Here is a 17182-nt window from a genome sequence, read left to right as displayed (position 1 = left end):
ACATTCGCATAAACTTTCAATCAAAAATGGCTTAGCTCACTTATTTTGGCCTTTTTTATGAATTTTACTGCGAAAAAGTTAAAGTTATTCAATGACGGTCATACAAAATAATATAAAAAGGTCGGATAATACAATATCGATTTCTTGAAATTTGCTTAAATAAATCAACTTTAAAGCCAAAAAGTTACATTATCCAATTATAATACAAACGCCATATTTGAGAAGTACAAAAGCCGCAACATTCGGTGACTTATTTTAATCCGGCTTTAATTTTCCAGCGATGGCTTCGAAATACATCTGTGAAATTTTTGCTGGAAATCCTTGTTGGTTGTTCGTAACTTTGAGGCTGATATTTTCCGCTTTTCCAACACCATGACCGCGCCGCTTCCTGTAACTAACAGTGATTTAAGTCTTCTTGCCAAACAACTTGAGGGTGAACTGCATTTCGATAATACGATGCGGACCCTGTACGCAACCGATGCTTCCGCTTACCGTGAGATGCCACTCGCTGTGGCCATCCCCAAGTCGGAAGCCGATATCAAAACACTGATCCGCTATGCAACGGAAAAGCGGATTTCGCTGATTCCAAGGACCGCCGGAACGTCACTTGCGGGACAGGTTGTGGGCAACGGCATCGTTGTGGACGTTTCACGGAATTTTACAAAAATCCTCGAAATAAATGCGGCCGAAAAATGGGTCCGGGTACAGCCAGGCGTGGTGCGTGATGAGCTCAATATGGCCCTGAAACCTTACGGACTTTATTTCGGGCCGGAAACCTCTACTGCTAACCGCGCCATGATCGGCGGAATGGTGGGAAACAACTCCTGCGGCTCCAATTCTATTGTTTACGGCAGCGCACGGGAGCATACATTAGAGGTGAAAGCGATTCTGGCGGACGGTTCGGATGCGGAATTTAAAAATATTAAAAGCGGTGACTTTAAAAATCTGCTTGCAGGAGCGCAGCAGAAAAACGGAAGTGCAACGCTTCTGGATAAGATCTATCTCAAAACCAACGAGATACTTCAATCACCTGTCAATCAGGATGAAATAAGAAGAAATTTCCCAAAACCAAGCATTGGCAGAAGGAACACGGGCTATGCGCTGGATATGTTGCTGCATACCGAACCCTATGCAACCCAAAATGCCCTTGGTGAGCCTGCACAGCCATTTAATATGTGCAGCCTGATCGCAGGTTCGGAAGGAACATTGTGCTTTTTGACAGAAATAAAACTGAACCTTGTCCCGCTGCCGCCTAAAACGCAAGGCCTCGTTTGCGTGCATTGCGACACCATTGATGAAGCATTAAGGGCAACCATTCTGACCCTGAAATATCAGCCGCACGCCGTTGAGCTCATTGATGATTACGTCCTGGAATGTGCCGCTACGAATGCAGAACAGAAGAAAAATGCCTTTTTTGTCATGAATAAACCAGACGGGAAATTTCCTGCCATTTTGGTTGTGGATCTTTCCCGGGAAACGAAAGAGGAAGTGGAAGCGCTTTCAGCTGAAATGACCAAAGAGTTGCAGGAAGCAGGCATAGGCTTTCATTATCCTTTGCTTTTTGGTGACGATACAAAGAAAATCTGGACATTAAGAAAAGCTGGTCTGGGATTGCTCGGCAACATTCCCGGCGATGAAAAAGCCGTTGCAGTGATCGAGGATACGGCTGTTGATGTTTACGACCAGCCCGATTATATCCGGGATTTTAATGAAATCCTGAAAAAACACGGGATGTCTGCAGTGCATTATGCCCATGCCGGAACGGGCGAAATTCACCTCAGGCCCATTATTAACCTCAAAACCAGCGAGGGGCACAGGCAATTCAGGATGATCGCCGAGGAAATTGCTGACTTGGTCAAAAAATATGATGGTTCACTTTCCGGAGAGCACGGCGACGGGCGGTTAAGAGGGGAATTTATTCCAAAAATGGTTGGCGAGCACAATTATCAGCTTTTCAAAGACATTAAGAGGGTATGGGATCCCAACAACATTTTCAATCCCGGAAAAATTGTGGATACGGCGCCAATGGATACTTTCCTGCGCTACGAAGCTGATCAGCAAACGCCTGAATTCAAGACATACTTCCGTTTTCACGACCAAAATATCTTGCAGCATGCGGAGCAGTGCAACGGCTCCGGCGACTGTCGCAAAACGCAAATGAGCGGCGGGACAATGTGCCCGAGTTTCATGGCAACCCGAAACGAAAAGGACACCACGCGTGCACGCGCTAACATTCTCAGAGAAATGTTAACACGTTCTCCCAAAGAGAATCGCTTTGATAATAAGGAAATTAAGGAAGTTTACGACCTGTGCCTGGCTTGCAAGGGCTGCAAAGGAGAATGCCCTTCCAATGTGGATGTGGCAAAATTGAAAATGGAATTTTTGCAGCAATATCATGATGCCAACGGCATTCCGTTGCGTTCATGGCTGGTTGGAAATTTCTCCAAAATGACGGGCATTGCCAGCTATGTTCCATGGGCTTATAATCTGGTTTTTAAAAATGCACCCTTGCGTAAAATCGCCAATCGCGTTGTTGGTTTCCACCCTGAGCGCACCATGCCGCTGCTGCATAGCACCACATTGAAAAAATGGTATGATCATCGAAAAGCCGGCAAATCGACGGGTGGTCGTAAAGTGTATCTGTTCTGTGATGAATTTACCAATTATAATGATGTCGAGATTGGCAAAAAATCCATTCTGACACTTGAAAAGCTGGGTTATGAAGTGATTATCCCAAATCATGCGCCTTCCGGCCGCCCTCAACTTTCGAAAGGACTTTTGAAGGATGCGAAAAAAATTGCCGAGGAGAACATTAACCTGCTTAAAGACATCATTTCATATGACTCGCCGCTGGTAGGCATCGAACCGTCTGCGATCCTGACTTTCCGAGACGAATATCCGGATTTGGTTAGCGATGAGCTTGTTGAAGAATCCAAAAAACTAGCGCAAAACGCATTGCAGTTCGACGAGTTCATCTCGCGAGAAATTGAGTTAAAACACATTTCAAAAGATCAGTTTACCAAGGAAAAGCGGTTGATCAAATTGCATGGACATTGCCAGCAAAAGGCCATTTCAAGCATGATACCAACCAAAAAAATGCTTTCCCTGCCGGAAAATTACAACGTCCAGCTCATTCCATCGGGATGCTGCGGCATGGCGGGATCGTTTGGTTATGAAAAGGAGCATTATGACATTTCCATGCAAATCGGCGAACTCGTTCTTTTCCCCGCAGTCCGTCAGCAACCCGAAGAAGTGATCATCGCCGCCCCCGGCACCAGCTGCCGCCACCAGATCCACGACGGCACCGGCCGCAAAGCCCTTCATCCCGCAGAGATCTTGTGGGAGGCGCTGGTATAGGAAGTCTGCAATACGGTAAATTCTGGCATCACTTCTGACATAGAATTTTTCATGTTAAGCTTTCATTATCAAATAAATATAAATCTCCAACCATTGGCTGGAGATTTAGACGACTTGTTACAAGTCGTAAATTTCTAAACTTCGAGGTGACCAAGTTCCAGTGATTGCGTATCAATGCAAAATCACAAACCAATGGGCATGACTTTAAGCATTTTAGAAAAAGAATTCATTCTTGACATCAAAGAAAAAATCAGGCACGCGCAGTACGAAGCGCTTCGAGAAGTTAATGTTAAATTGATTAACCTCTATTGGGAAATCGGCAAGTCTATTGCTGAAAAACAGTCCGAGAGCTGGGGCAAATCCATCGTTTCCAAGCTATCCAAAGAACTGCAGTTGGAGTTTCCGGGAATTGGTGGCTTTTCCACATCCAACATTTGGTATATGGTTCAGTTTTATACTGATTATCACGCAGATACAAATCTCCAACCATTGGTTGGAGAAATTGGATGGTCCAAACATTTAGCCATTTTTTCTAAGTGTAAAAATAGCCAGGAAAAGCAATTTTATATCCTCGCAACGAAGAAGCACGGTTGGACGAAGAACGTTTTGATTCATCAAATTGAAAACAAGACCTTTGAGAAATATCTGCTAAACCAGACGAATTTTGACGAAGCCCTACCTGAAAAATTAAGCAAGCAAGCTCTGCTTGCGGTTAAGGATGCTTATACATTTGATTTTCTAAATTTAGCAAATGAACATTCCGAGGAAGAGTTAGAGCAAGCACTCGTCAAAAATATCAGAAAGTTCCTTCTAGAAATGGGAAGTGACTACTCATTTATTGGGAACCAATATCGCATTCAGGTTAATGCCAAGGATTTTTGGGTTGATTTATTGCTTTATCACAGAAAGTTGCAATGCCTTATCGCAATAGATTTGAAAATCGGAGACTTTGAGCCAGAGCACAAAGGAAAGATGGAATTTTACCTGGCTGTTTTAAATGATACTGTTAAGCTTCCTCACGAAAACGAATCAATTGGGATCATTATTTGTAAAAGCAAAGACAGGACAATAGTCGAATATTCGCTAAAAAGCGCTGCTCAACCAATCGGCATTGCAACCTATAACACTTCGCATCACTTACCCAAGATGTACGAGGCCATGCTGCCATCCGCTGCTGAAATTGCGCAGAAGCTTTTTGAATTTAGTAAATGAACACTGTAATAGAAATTCCAAAACCCGACTTTTTAGGAATGGATTCCTAAAAAGTTGCCATTTCACCTAATCCCGCCCCAAATTAAAATTCATAGTAGTCCCAATCCTAAACACAGTGGTTCTATACTTAAAACGCTCGAAATTGCTTACGACTTCTATGCGGAAGGGAAAGCGGATCCCGACGTCGAGGCCGTAGCCGAGTTCGGTGTAGTTGCGGGAAGCGGGTGTGGCGAGGTAATGAAGCATGAAATTTTCCTTGATGCCGAGAATGCGGAACCAGGTGATTTGGGTGAGCAGGAATTTGCGGAACTCGCTCAGGACGTGGGCTTCAAAGAAATGCTTGGATGTGCTGTAACGGTAATAATCGAGCATTCTGAATGTGCTGACAGGGTCGCCTAGCTGGAAAAAGAAGCGGTTGCCTGCAAAATGCTGATAGTCCGGAAAAGTGACGCTGTCGCCTATAAACTGCCCGGCGGCCAGTTTATAGCTTAATTTGCTTCTTACACCCGTTTCGAAACCATGCTGGATGCCGATTTGAAAAAAGTCGTATTTAACATCGCTTCCGAACACATTATTGATCCCCTTCCGATAATTCACCGATAATTTTGGCGAATCATCGTCGTAGAAAGAGGTCTTACCACTTCTCGTACGATATTTCTGCCAGGGTTTGTAGGATGCCGCGATTCCTAGTGTTAATGCCTGATGCGTTTTCATCTCCACTGATGCGGTGCCACTTTCGTCCGTCAACTCTTCGTTGAAGGGAATGTTTGAAGTAAATTCCCTGCGTTTCCAGTCGATCCAGCGGTATGGATTTGTATTTTGCAAATTGCGCAGCGGACTACGGTCTGCATATTCAATGTTGGCTCTCAGCTCGAAATGTTCGTTTTCGCGGTTGGTTGCAAAGTCAAGCCGGACAAAATTCTTTTCGTAGACTTTGATAAAATTCTGCTCCAAGAACAAGGTTGTAATGGAGTTCAAAAGCGGATGCATCGGATTTTCGCTGTTAAACTGAGAAACCGTTTGACCGCCCGACAAGTTAAACTTGTTGCGTTTCCAGCCGTAATCAATTCCGCCAAAAACCATTAATTTCTGTCGCGCAAACGAGTAACGGGTAAGCGCATTAAAGGATAATTGCTGCCCCTGCCGAACTGAAAATCGCTTTACACCATTAGAACCAATCTCTAAGCCTTCCTGATTTTGCTTGGGATCACCGCCTCTGTAACGCAGTTTAAACCCACCGCCATTCAAAACAAATCCTTCGACCGTGTTGACCTGCGCGCCGAGCAGCGGGGTCACATAATCCAGTCGCCACGGACTTTTCTTGCCCAACCTGAAACTGTGCCCGGTAAAAATATCACCGATGAAACCCAGCCCTCCGCTTTTTCTATTGCTTTTGGACGTATCGGATTTAGCGACTTTCAGGCTGTCTTTTTGTTCCTGCGTGCCTTTGGTCATGACCACAATGCTGTCCAGCCGCGTATAGCTTTTCACTTCGGCTGTCGTCAAAGGAACTGTCCGGATCGAATCCCAAAATGCCGTGCTGCGCATGCTGGCCATGGAATCCACAACTGTTGTATCATTTCTGGTGAAGTTCAGGTCTATATCCTCCCCTTTCTCCTCTTTTGCTTTCAGGTCTTGCTTTTCGTATTCCTTCATCAGTTTACGCAGATTTTTGGCAGAAAACTCTTTTTGCTTGCTGACCACTTCCTCCAATTTCTGCGTCTTGATTTCCCGGCCCGTAAGCTTCACTTTTTTTGCTTCGTCTTTCTGCTTTTTGTCGTCCACCACTACAATGTCCGGCCTGAATGCGGGATTGATCTTAATGTTTGAAAATGATTGTGAGATCACAAAATCACCTTTTCCTTTCAAACCATAAATCCCTCCCTGAACATGGAATTGCTGATTAACAGGCATCCATACGCCTTGAACCGGGCTGTAAACCTGTTTTATATCAATAGTAAAACCCGTGTTAACGGTCGTCAGATCAAGGCTGTAAATGCTCCATTCATCTTCGATAATGTGTATGGTCCCTTTGTAAACGCCTTCGCCGTACGACCTGGGGGTGACTTTTATTTTATTCACTTCAATGCCATTTTCGCGAAATGCTCCCTGATATTCAAACTTATAATAAGCAAATGCGCGCGGCGACAACGGGGAAACGGCTTTAACCACCTCAGGCTGGTAAAAGCTTGTCAGCAAGTAAGCATTGGGATTCGCAAAATCTTTATCCTGGCTGTTTCGGGCAGCAATAACCTTCTGTTTATACGTATTGGGCTGCTTGAACGTGACCTCGGAAACGCTTTCATTGAGGATAGGAACGCCTTTTTTGAAATTTGTCTCCTTTTCCACTTCCTTCAATTCTTTTTTATACAAAAATTCCAAAGGAAGGTCTGTAATCACTATGGAAGATTTGGAATAGGCTTTGGCCACATAACTATCGACTTGGAGCAAATGATAGCGGCTTTTGGCAATGGCACGGCGCATAATGGTGTAGGCAGGATCTTCGTCACGGCTTCCGATACGCACTTCGCCCAGGTTCAGGGCCTGTTCTTCCATGGTCAGGTCGAAGGTTTCCATTTTATTCTCGACCGTAAACCCTTTTTGTCCCGTTTTGAAACCTAAATATTGGAAAATGACCTCATAATAGCCGGGTTTCAGGTCCAGTTGATAACGGCCTTCCTCATTTGAGATCGTGCTGATGGACGTGCCTTTTACAACGATGGCAGCAAATGGCAGCGGTTCGCCATTTTTTGTTTTAATAATGCCTTTAATCCCACTAGAACCAGTGTTCTGCGCAATACTTTGACTGATGACTAATAAAGAGAATAGAATGACAGAAACGTAAAGTTTGCGCATAGGATAGCAGAAACACGTTTGTTGATTGCTTGTAACTTTCGGTGAAGATGCTTTTAAATATAATTGGGTTGCATCTAAATGTCAAAAGCATTTTTCAAACTATCAAATATCAGCAAATTCCCAGGCGCTTTGATAGGCTCCGCGCTCCTCTGCATAGGAAATAAAATCTGCGTAAAAAGGCAGGCTGGAAAGTGTAGCACTGTCGCCGATGACGACCAGTTTTTTACGCGCCCGCGTCATGGCCACATTCATCCGTCGAATGTCAGAAAGGAACCCAATCTCTCCCTCAGGATTGCTGCGGGTCATGCTGATGTAAACAATATCCCGCTCCTGGCCTTGAAAGCTATCAATGGTGTTAACTGAAATTTTTTCTATAAAAGGCTGTAAAACAGCGTGATGAACCAATTGTTCTTTTAGTAAACCAATCTGCTCTTTATAAGGCGAAATGACTGCTATACTGGGAAAGCCGGACACATTGAAGTCCTTAACCTGCGTCAGATCAGCAACATATTGAGTAAGGTGTTTATATAAAAACGACGCTTCGTCGGGATTGGTGGAGCTCGTTCCTTCCAGTTTTTCATCAAAACCACAACCCGCCGTATCAATGAACGCCAAAGGTGAATCCGCCGGGAATACCAGATGATCGGCCACGGAGGAATTGGCTTTGAGTTTGTTTTGATAAAATATTTTGGAAGAATAACCCATGATCGCCTCGTTCATACGATACTGCTCTTCCAGCAGCGTTACCGATTCCGGATGCAGCGACACACACTTTTCAAGCAATGTTGTGCTCAAACCGTTCTTAGCCGCCTCACTCGATTTGATGGTCGGGGCTAATTGAAAATGATCACCTGCCAGCACCACTTTCTCAGCTTTCAAAATCGGGATCCAGCAAGCCGGTTCCAAAGCCTGGCCTGCCTCATCAATGACCACAGTTTTATATTTCAAATTGCGGACCGTATAATGGTTCGCGCCAACCAATGTGGCCGTGATGACCTGCGCTTTGCTCAGAATATCCTCGATCGCATATTGCTCCACACTGCCCACTTCTTTCATGATCTTGTGCGCTTCATCAAAAAGCGCCTTCCGCTGGTCGCGCTCGGCTTTTCCGAAATTGCGCTTGTATTTGTGTGCCAGGTTTTTGTATTCGTTTGCCTGCTTTTTCAGCGCTTTAATGTCCTTCATACGCGCATGTCCCGTCAGCTTGCTATCAAGCGTAAGTGACATTAACCGCTCCGAAACGCGCACGGGATTTCCGACCCTGAGCACATTCAACCCTTCGTCTGTCAGCTTTTCACTGAGTAGATCCACAGCCGTATTACTCGGCGCAACAACCAGGATTTGCTGGTGATCCTGCTTGATCAAAGCTTTTATGGCTTGAACTAATGTCGTCGTTTTTCCTGTCCCCGGAGGCCCATGCACGATGGCGAGATCAGAAGCGGAAAGGATTTTGTTAACAGCCTCATTTTGTGAGCTATTCAGCCTCGGAATCGTTAATTTAGGAAGTTCCTGATTAAAAGAAGGTGATTTTTCACCGGTCAGGATTTTAACCAGACGCCCCTCTTTCTCATTTTCAAGCAATGCAGTTGCAGCCTTAATGGCACCTTGCATTTCGTCATAACTATTGTCATCAAAAAGCAGGTCAATGCCCAGCTTTCCATCGCGCGACCATTCGGGGAGCTCGTCCGTGCGCAGTGTGATTTTAAGCCTGTTACCGCTTTGATGCGTGATGATGCCTTCCAACCTATCCTTCTTAGGTTCATGATTGGAAAACAAAACCGCCGGCATTCCAAACCGTAGCTGGTGGGATATGTCCTGGTGCGTCGTGCGCTCAACCTCGACCGTCAGATAATCACCACGGCTCATTTCTGAGCCTCTGATGGCAATGGGATACCAGCTCAATCCGCTCGCGCGCCGCTCGGAAACAGAAGATCTTTCGGTTAACCGCTGGTAAGAAAGCCTGTCTTCTTCCCTTTCAGTTTTGAGTAAATTGAGGAGGTTTTTAAAATAATCCATACACAAATAAAGTCAGGAAAACTGGTATTTAGTGTATCATAGCTGCATCTGCGCCCTGCTGCACTTCCACTTTTCCCTTGATAAAGCGCCTGCCAAAAACGAGCATGGAAAGCGCCAGAAGTGATGATCCGGCCATTGAAGCCACCATGGGAATCACAGAAGGTTCTTCAAAAATACTGATCACGATGGAGATCAATGTGCCCGCGCCCATTTGAAAAGCGCCCATTAATGCGGATGCGCTGCCTGCATTTCTCGTAAAAGGAGCCAATGACAGCGCGGCGGCATTGGGATAAGTGTATCCAATGCAGCAAAGAAAAAAGAACAGGAAAACGATCACGACCGGAAGCGTCAGCAAGCCAGACAATGCGGCGGCCAGAAATGCAAAACTGACAATAACCTGGCAAATCAATGCAGTATTGACGACCTGCTCACTCGTGAATTTTCTCAAAAACAGTGTATTCAACTGACTTGATCCAATAAACCCAATGGATAGAAAAGCAAAGATCCATCCGTACACTTTGCCATCTGTGTGGAAAACCTCCATAAAAACCAACGGAGAGCCTGCTACGTAGGCAAACAGTCCCGAAAATGCAATCGCACCAGTCAGCGCGTAAGTGTAAAACTGGGGCTCGCGGATCACTTGCAGGAAATTGAGCAGAATCGGTTTTGGCTTTAAGGAAAGCGTTTTGTCGGGTTTATAACTGTCAGGCAGCCAAAGCACTGTTGCCAGAAGAATCGCCACGCCCATGCCTGTCAGGATCCAGAACACCGCATGCCAGCCGAATGCATCCGTTACATATCCGCCAACCGTAGGGGCGATCATAGGAGAAACGCCAACAACGAGCAATAGCAGCGAAAAAACCTTTGCATTGTCTTTCACCGGAAACAAGTCCCTGACCATTGCAACAGAAGCAACCGTAGCCGCGCAGCTTCCGATTGCCTGAATGACACGCAACAAAATCAGGTCATTAATGCTATTGGCCATGGCACATCCTACCGAAGCCAGAATGTAGACCACAAGCCCGATGAATAGCGGCTTTTTCCGCCCGAACCTGTCGAGCAGCGGCCCGTATAAAAGCTGCCCCACCGAAATTCCTACAAAAAAGCCTGATAATGAGAGAGAAACTTTGGCTGCCGTCGTATGCAGATCCCTGGCGATCGCCGGGAAACCGGGCAGATACATGTCAATCGAAAAAGGCCCGAGCGCCGTTAAGCTGCCTAGAATCAAGATGAGAAAGAAATATGTTTTTTTGGACATTATGGAGTGATGTGACGTAGCATTAGGCCGGTATAACGCGGATATGCCCGGGGAGGTTCGGAGAAATAGGATTTATCTCACCCGTAAGGCACAAAAAAAGAGGCCTCTTTTCGAAGCCTCGCTCACTCTTCACCACTATGATCGCGTTTCAGGCAACGATCCAGTCCAACTTCTTATAAACTTCGCGCTCGCTTTCGCTCACTGCGTATGGAACTTTGTTTTTCAGATAAATAATGCAACCGGGTCCTTCTTGTATCGGTGCTATTTTAACTACGTCTTCTTTGTGAATGATGATATTAATGAGCTTTTGGCCCAGCATTTGAAATGTACCTGATTGTACCATGACTTCTTTAAAAGATAATTTTTACTTTAAGCAATGCCACTTACAGGACTATCAGATTTCGAATACAACAGGAAATAATTTTTTGAAATGGAAAAATAACTAAGGTCGGTTCTGTTGCTCATTTGCAGAAAATCTGCTACTTCTCTCTGCGCATCGATTTCATTTTGAGCGTCAGAAACTGTAAGAACTGCGCCAGGCTTCAATGTATTTATTGCGTTATTACCAAGTGTAGCGATCATGTTATATTCGAAATTAAGAGTTAGTCGATGTAAACTGTTTTGCAGAGGTTGAATAAATAAGCATGCCAGATAAGCCAGCCCACCCGGCATCCAGGTTATTTCTACGCCAATAATGGGTAAGATTCCACTAAAATGAAATGAACAAAATGCTGACATTCACCCTTTTGCAGAATTTGAAAAAAATTTTCACCTCATGTAGAAAAAATATCAAATAAACCCGTTTTGCTCATACAATCAGCATCCGCATTTCCGCAAAATCATACGGTTCAAAAGTCACTTCGGTTCACAATTTCCGCACTTCATATGCCCTGTTCTGAACTCCGGTAACCTTGTGTTTTCAACGGTTTTCATTCTGCACAACTTTGGGTCAAACCAAGGCACTAATGAAAATCGGATTTACACTTCTACTTCTAATTCTGGCATCGGCTGTAATGGCACAGACAACCATTTCCGGCCGGGTGTCCGATCACAAAGGGAATGCGGTGCCCGGCGTAAATATTTTCCTGAAAGGGACTTACGACGGGACCACTTCCGGCGCTGACGGCGGCTTCATTTTCACTACAACCGAAGCTGGCAGCCACACAATGAATGTTCAGGCAGTTGGTTTTAAAAGTCAGGAATGGGTTTTAGAGCTTCAAGGACAACCCATAACTGCCAACATTACGCTTGCTGAAAGCATTAATCAGCTGAATGCTGTCACCATCTCGGCGGGGGCAATGGAAGCCGGCGATGAGAAAAAATCCGTTGTCCTTAAACCGCTTGACATTGTGACAACCTCCGGCGCCATGGGCAACATTACGGCTGCATTACTCACATTACCAGGCACTTCCACGGTCGGAAACGATGGGCGACTGTTTGTCCGCGGCGGCGATGCTTCGGAAACCGCCATTTTTATAGATGGCCTCCAAGTAGGAAACGCATTTGGCAGCACCACTTCCAATGTTCCTACCCGCAACCGTTTTAGCGCCAATTTATTCAAAGGATCCTTTTTCAGCACTGGCGGGTATTCCGCAGAATACGGGCAGGCGCTGTCATCGGCTTTGGCACTGAACACACTGGACCTTCCGCTCAGAAACCAGGGAGATGTGAGCGTTATGTCGCTCGGTGGCGGTTACACGCAGACTTTGGTAAAGGATAACCGCGCGTTGACAGCCTCAGCCAACTATTACAATCTGGCTCCTTATCAATCGCTTGTCAGCCAAAATTTTGATTGGGAGCAAGCGCCGTCGAACTGGGATGCGGAGATTTCGCTGCGCCAAAAATGGGGAAACCCAGTGACTGGGAAAGCAGGTATGATTAAAGCCTATTTTCATACCGAGGGCAGTAATATGGTGATCTGGCAGAAAATTCTGGGCAATGCTGGTCGTGGCGACCGCGTCAAACTCGACAACCATTACAACTATGGCAATGTATCCTTCCGGCATTCGGGAAACAAGGGCTGGCTGTTTTACGGCGGCGTTGCGCTATCCAACAACCGGGATGCCATTCAGCTCAATGCAGATGGTATCCGGCAGGTTAATGGGATCTTTCATTCCAAAGGAGTTGCCGTTAAAGATTTCTCTCCGCAATTTTCCCTCAAAAATGGCTTGGAATACTATGCCAAAACTTACTCCGAAGCATTGCCGGACCAGAATTTGAAAAGGCAGTTTACGGATAATCAGTTCAATCATTTTGTAGAAGCCACTTACTATTTCAGCAACCGTTTCATTATGGTAGGCGGCCTGCGGAGCGGATACAGCACGTTAGCAAAAGAAACCTGGTTCACGCCGCGATTTTCAGTGGCCTACAAATTGGATAACCAGGGACAATTTTCCTTCGCAGCGGGCAAATTCAAACAACTGGCAGAAGAAAAGTTGCGGGTGCGCCAAACCAATCTGAAAAATTCCGCGGCAACGCATTACATTCTTAATTACTTCATTGTCAATAACAAACGTACATTCCGCGCGGAAGCATTCTTCAAAGATTACGACAACCTGGTGACTTACCAAGGTGCGGCAAACGATCCAAAGAACATTGCTCTAAATGGTGCGGGCTATGCAAGAGGCGTTGATTTTTTCCTGCGCGACAAGCAAACGATCAAGGACACCGATTTCTGGATTACATACAGTTTTGTGGACAGCAAGCGCAGGTTTGCTGCCTATGAAACGAAAGTACAACCGTCATTTGCGCCGAAACACAATGGTTCAGTTGTGGTGAAACATTTCGTAACAGCTATGAAATCATTGCTGGGAACATCGTGGACCTGGAACAGCGGCCACACGTATAATGACCCTAACCTGCCCGGCGAAATGCAGCGCAAAACAACAGCGTATAGCGATCTGAGCCTGAGTATAAGCTATCTGCCCAAGCCCAATGTGATCCTGCACGTGGCTTGCTCCAATGTTTTGGGAAGGCAAAATGTGTTCGGCTATCAATATGCTTCGCAGCCGGATGAGTCGGGTTCGTATGCAGGCAGGGCCGTGGGCCAGGGTGCTGAGCGCTTCCTTTTTGCAGGGCTGTTCATTACGCTTTCCAAAGACAAAAAAGCCAATCAACTAAACAATTTATAAAACAAACAACATGAAAAAGCTAACCCAAACCACCATTTTGTTCCTATTGACCATCCTTACCGCATCATCGCAGGATTCGCCTTATCAAAAAGCCATGAAAAAGGAAATTGCAAAACTCATTGAAACGGATTCCCTGCCCCTTTTGCAGCAGTCGGCCAATGCATTCGGGCGGATTGCGGAACTGAATCCGGCTGAGTGGCAGCCGGTTTATTATCAGGGACTTGCTTATACATTCCAGGGGATGGATAAATCGCTTTCTTTGGATAAAAAAGACGAAGTGCTGGCAAAAGCGGACGAGCTGGCCCAGAAGGCGGAGGCATTATCCAAAAACAATTCAGAAATCGTTGCTTTACAGGGTTTTGTATTAATGGCAAAACTCAATGCTGATGCTGTAAGCCGCGGTCAGAGCTTGTCGGGCCGGGTGCTGCAGACATTTGGGAAAGCACGGGCTATGGATCCGAAAAATCCGCGTGCTATGGCGCTGACAGCCCAAATGGAATATGGAATGGCCAAATTTTTCGGCTCGGGGACGGAAAAAGCTTGCGGCTATGCGAAAGAAAGTCTGGCTATATTTGCTTCACAGGATGAGCCGGCGCTCAAAGCGGCCTTATTGCCGACCTGGGGCAAAAGCCTGGCCGAGCAAATGGCAAAAAGTTGCCAATAATGCGCATAGCGATTTAAATTAACCCTTTCTGACCTTCAATCATCGATGAAAATCCCCGTGCGCGGCTCAAAAAAATTCTGGAATTTCTCTCCGGCTTTTCTGGGAGCCAACTTGCTGATTGCTATGGTGATTTCCATCGGCTCCTTTGCCGAATGCATTGCTACCGGAGAAGGTTACGGGAATTTAGTACGGGAAATCCTGATCTCATTCATCATGTCGTCCACATTGAGTTACGGCGGATTTTTGATGGAAGATTATTTCGACAGGACCATTTCCTGGATCCAATATCCCGTCAAAAGGCTGCTTTTAGAGAGTTTGTGCTATTTCTTGTATGTATTCTGTGCGAGCATTGTCATCATTTTCCTATTCCAATTCTTTGTTACCAAAACCTTTACATTAAACAACATTCCCTGGAAAAGACTGGTAGGCTGGACTGCGTTCCCAATGAAAATCTCCTTCGTGATTTTGTTCATCCTCATCAGCCGTTCTTTCCTGTTGGAATGGCGCACGGCGGCAATTGAGTCGGAGCAGTTGAAAACGGAGCGGTTTGCGCAGCAATATCAGTCCTTGAAAGATCAGCTTAATCCGCATTTTTTATTCAATTCGCTTAATGTGCTGAGTAACCTGGTTTACGAAAATCCGGACACGGCGGCAAAGTTTATCCGGCAGCTTTCCGGCATTTATCGTTACGTGCTCGAAGTGCAGCAGGAAGAGCTGGTGTCGCTGAAACAGGAACTCGGTTTTGCTGAAAATTATCTTTCATTACAAAAGATCCGTTTTGAAGAAAGCCTGCAATATCATATCCGGGTGGATGCAAATGCAAGCGCCTCCTTACCGCCCCTATCCCTGCAATTATTATTGGAAAATGCTATCAAGCACAATGTTGCTTCTATGGAAATGCCATTGAAAATTGACATTGGACTGATTAACAATCATTTGATCGTCAAAAATAACTTACAACCTAAAAGCAGCTTGCCGGACGAATCCACAGGCGTGGGGCTTGCGAACATTAGCAAGCGTTATGAGCTGCTGAGCCAGGAGAAAATCGAGGTGAGCAATGCTGAGGGCCATTTTGTTGTAAAATTACCATTGCTTTTTATATGAAAGTGCTGATCATAGAAGACGAAAAACCAGCCGTAAGGCGCCTGACCCAGCTGCTAAGTAAGCATTTACCCGAAGCGCAGGTTCTTGAAAGCCTTGATACGGTATCAGCTGCCGTAAGCTGGTTCAACCACAATCCCGAACCCGATCTGATTTTCGTTGACATTCAGCTGGCAGACGGCATTAGTTTTGAAATTTTCGATAAAGTGAAAGTAACCGCACCGATCATTTTCTGCACGGCTTACGACCAATATGCCATTAAAGCATTTAAGCTGAACAGCATTGATTATTTATTAAAACCCATTGATCCCGAAGAGCTTACGCAGGCATTAAATAAATTCAGATCAGGCAAAAAAGAAGCTGGCATTTCCCTGGAACAAATCCGGAGCCTGATCCAAACTCCCACCAAAACATTCAAAACACGCTTCCTGGTAAAACTGGGCGAACGTATACAGACCATTGACATTCAAGACATTGCATTCTTTTATAGCGAAGACAAAATCACTTTGCTGCAAACCCGGCAGGGAAAGAAATTTGCATTGGACTACATTCTGGATGAGATTGAAGGAATGGTCGCGCCTGAGCAGTTTTTCAGGATTAACCGGAAATACATCAGCTCCATTTCCGCTATCAAAGATGTGTTCACTTACTCCAACAGCCGACTAAAAGTACATCTCGAAAACTGCAACGATAACGATATCCTGATCAGCCGTGAGCGGATGGGCCCTTTTAAAACCTGGCTCGGGCAATAACCCGGCACGGATTTTTAACGTGTTGTCTCTCAAAATAATTGATCATTTTCGACAAAAGATATGAGAGCAATTTGGTCCGGGGCCATCGGATTTGGCCTTGTCAGCATTCCCGTAAAATTGTTCAGCGCGACGCAGCAGGCCGAGCTGGACCTGGATATGCTGGACAAAAAAGATCACGCTAACATTAAGTATCAGCGCGTAAATGCGAATACGGGCAAGGAAGTGGATTGGGATGATATTGTGAAAGGCTATAAGGTTGAAGATGAATATGTTGTCCTGGATGATAAAGATTTTGAAAAGGCTAGCCCCGAAAAAACCAAGATCATTGAAATTGCTGAATTTGTCAATGAAAAGGACATTGACAGCATTTACTACGAAACGCCCTATTATCTCCAACCCGAAAAATCAGGCGGCAAACCGTATGCATTGCTTCGTGATGCATTGAAAAAAACAGGAAAGGCCGGCCTGGGAACATATGTTTTGCGGAACCGGGAAAGTTTGGTTTTGATCAAAGCTGCTGGTGATCTTTTGATTTTGAATAAAATAAGGTTTCAGGACGAAATCCGCGAAACGGAAGAGCTTACCATTCCTGATGTGAAGATCAAACCCGCGGAAATGGCTATGGCTGTGCAACTTATCGAACAGCTGACCACCGATTTTGACATTTCAAATTACAAAGACACATATAATGAGTCGCTGCTGAAACTGATCATGGCGAAAGCGAAAGGCAAAAAACCAACAGCGCCGAAAATGAAGATCGTGCATTCAAAAAGCAAGGATCTTATGGCCCAGTTGAAAGAAAGTTTGAGCGCGCCGAAACGAAAAGCATCGTGAT

The 17182-nt window shown here is 45.3% G+C and carries 12 protein-coding genes; 7 read left to right on the top strand and 5 right to left on the bottom strand.

Annotation, left to right across the window (positions count from 1 at the left end; translation table 11 throughout):
- The first annotated feature begins 372 nt into the window (after window positions 1-372).
- Entirely contained in the window at window positions 373-3357 is a 2985-nt protein-coding gene (locus tag L0659_RS00895) for an FAD-binding and (Fe-S)-binding domain-containing protein (protein ID WP_235123635.1), read from the top strand.
- Between the two features lie 198 nt (window positions 3358-3555).
- A complete protein-coding gene (locus L0659_RS00890) occupies window positions 3556-4569 on the top strand; it encodes a YhcG family protein (protein ID WP_235123634.1) in 1014 nt (337 codons plus the stop codon).
- A 66-nt stretch (window positions 4570-4635) separates the two neighbouring features.
- Here L0659_RS00890 and L0659_RS00885 read toward each other — a convergent pair whose 3' ends face one another.
- The 5 genes from L0659_RS00885 to L0659_RS00865 all read right to left on the bottom strand — a co-directional run bounded on the left by L0659_RS00885 (window position 4636) and on the right by L0659_RS00865 (window position 11281).
- Window positions 4636-7425 (bottom strand): DUF5686 and carboxypeptidase regulatory-like domain-containing protein, encoded by a 2790-nt coding sequence (locus L0659_RS00885; protein ID WP_235123633.1) that lies wholly within the window; start codon window positions 7423-7425, stop codon window positions 4636-4638.
- Window positions 7426-7527: 102 nt separating this feature from the next.
- The gene (locus tag L0659_RS00880) at window positions 7528-9441 is read right to left on the bottom strand and encodes an AAA domain-containing protein (protein ID WP_235123632.1); all 1914 of its coding nucleotides are present in this window, start codon (window positions 9439-9441) and stop codon (window positions 7528-7530) included.
- A 28-nt stretch (window positions 9442-9469) separates the two neighbouring features.
- Window positions 9470-10699 (bottom strand): multidrug effflux MFS transporter, encoded by a 1230-nt coding sequence (locus L0659_RS00875; RefSeq protein ID WP_235123631.1) that lies wholly within the window; start codon window positions 10697-10699, stop codon window positions 9470-9472.
- 148 nt (window positions 10700-10847) lie between these two features.
- Complete coding sequence (locus L0659_RS00870; RefSeq protein WP_235123630.1) at window positions 10848-11042, bottom strand: hypothetical protein; 195 nt, start codon at window positions 11040-11042, stop codon at window positions 10848-10850.
- 26 nt (window positions 11043-11068) lie between these two features.
- Window positions 11069-11281 carry a hypothetical protein gene (locus L0659_RS00865; protein WP_235123628.1) on the bottom strand — a complete coding sequence of 71 codons (213 nt, stop codon included), beginning with the start codon at window positions 11279-11281 and terminating at the stop codon, window positions 11069-11071.
- A 383-nt stretch (window positions 11282-11664) separates the two neighbouring features.
- Between L0659_RS00865 and L0659_RS00860 the strand changes: the two genes are divergently transcribed.
- Genes L0659_RS00860 through L0659_RS00840 form a run of 5 tightly spaced genes read left to right on the top strand, consistent with a single transcriptional unit; the run spans window position 11665 to window position 17181 of the window.
- Window positions 11665-13830: a TonB-dependent receptor gene (locus L0659_RS00860; protein WP_235123627.1), complete on the top strand. Its 2166-nt coding sequence runs from the start codon at window positions 11665-11667 to the stop codon at window positions 13828-13830.
- Between the two features lie 10 nt (window positions 13831-13840).
- The gene (locus L0659_RS00855; RefSeq protein ID WP_235123626.1) at window positions 13841-14494 is read left to right on the top strand and encodes a hypothetical protein; all 654 of its coding nucleotides are present in this window, start codon (window positions 13841-13843) and stop codon (window positions 14492-14494) included.
- Window positions 14495-14539: 45 nt separating this feature from the next.
- Window positions 14540-15598 carry a sensor histidine kinase gene (locus L0659_RS00850; protein WP_235123625.1) on the top strand — a complete coding sequence of 353 codons (1059 nt, stop codon included), beginning with the start codon at window positions 14540-14542 and terminating at the stop codon, window positions 15596-15598.
- A complete protein-coding gene (locus L0659_RS00845) occupies window positions 15595-16347 on the top strand; it encodes a LytTR family DNA-binding domain-containing protein (protein ID WP_235123624.1) in 753 nt (250 codons plus the stop codon). Before L0659_RS00850 ends, L0659_RS00845 begins: the two co-directional genes overlap by 4 nt.
- 60 nt (window positions 16348-16407) lie before the next feature.
- Window positions 16408-17181, top strand: a complete 774-nt coding sequence (locus L0659_RS00840) for a Ku protein (RefSeq protein ID WP_235123623.1) — start codon at window positions 16408-16410, stop codon at window positions 17179-17181.
- Window position 17182 lies beyond the last annotated feature (1 nt).

The sequence above is a fragment of the Dyadobacter sp. CY347 genome (assembly GCF_021502655.1).
GTDB lineage: Bacteria > Bacteroidota > Bacteroidia > Cytophagales > Spirosomataceae > Dyadobacter.
Note: the sequence above shows the minus strand (reverse complement) of the source record. Positions and strands in the feature narration are given on the sequence as shown.

Excerpts from the sequence above, each read along its gene's own strand:
- L0659_RS00890 (WP_235123634.1), top strand. The coding sequence starts at position 3,556 with ATGACTTTAAGCATTTTAGAAAAAGAATTCATTCTTGACATCAAAGAA.
- L0659_RS00855 (WP_235123626.1), top strand. The coding sequence starts at position 13,841 with ATGAAAAAGCTAACCCAAACCACCATTTTGTTCCTATTGACCATCCTT.
- L0659_RS00885 (WP_235123633.1), bottom strand. The coding sequence starts at position 7,425 with ATGCGCAAACTTTACGTTTCTGTCATTCTATTCTCTTTATTAGTCATC.
- L0659_RS00865 (WP_235123628.1), bottom strand. The coding sequence starts at position 11,281 with ATGATCGCTACACTTGGTAATAACGCAATAAATACATTGAAGCCTGGC.
- L0659_RS00860 (WP_235123627.1), top strand. The coding sequence starts at position 11,665 with ATGAAAATCGGATTTACACTTCTACTTCTAATTCTGGCATCGGCTGTA.
- L0659_RS00845 (WP_235123624.1), top strand. The coding sequence starts at position 15,595 with ATGAAAGTGCTGATCATAGAAGACGAAAAACCAGCCGTAAGGCGCCTG.
- L0659_RS00875 (WP_235123631.1), bottom strand. The coding sequence starts at position 10,699 with ATGTCCAAAAAAACATATTTCTTTCTCATCTTGATTCTAGGCAGCTTA.
- L0659_RS00850 (WP_235123625.1), top strand. The coding sequence starts at position 14,540 with ATGAAAATCCCCGTGCGCGGCTCAAAAAAATTCTGGAATTTCTCTCCG.
- L0659_RS00880 (WP_235123632.1), bottom strand. The coding sequence starts at position 9,441 with ATGGATTATTTTAAAAACCTCCTCAATTTACTCAAAACTGAAAGGGAA.
- L0659_RS00840 (WP_235123623.1), top strand. The coding sequence starts at position 16,408 with ATGAGAGCAATTTGGTCCGGGGCCATCGGATTTGGCCTTGTCAGCATT.
- L0659_RS00895 (WP_235123635.1), top strand. The coding sequence starts at position 373 with ATGACCGCGCCGCTTCCTGTAACTAACAGTGATTTAAGTCTTCTTGCC.
- L0659_RS00870 (WP_235123630.1), bottom strand. The coding sequence starts at position 11,042 with ATGGTACAATCAGGTACATTTCAAATGCTGGGCCAAAAGCTCATTAAT.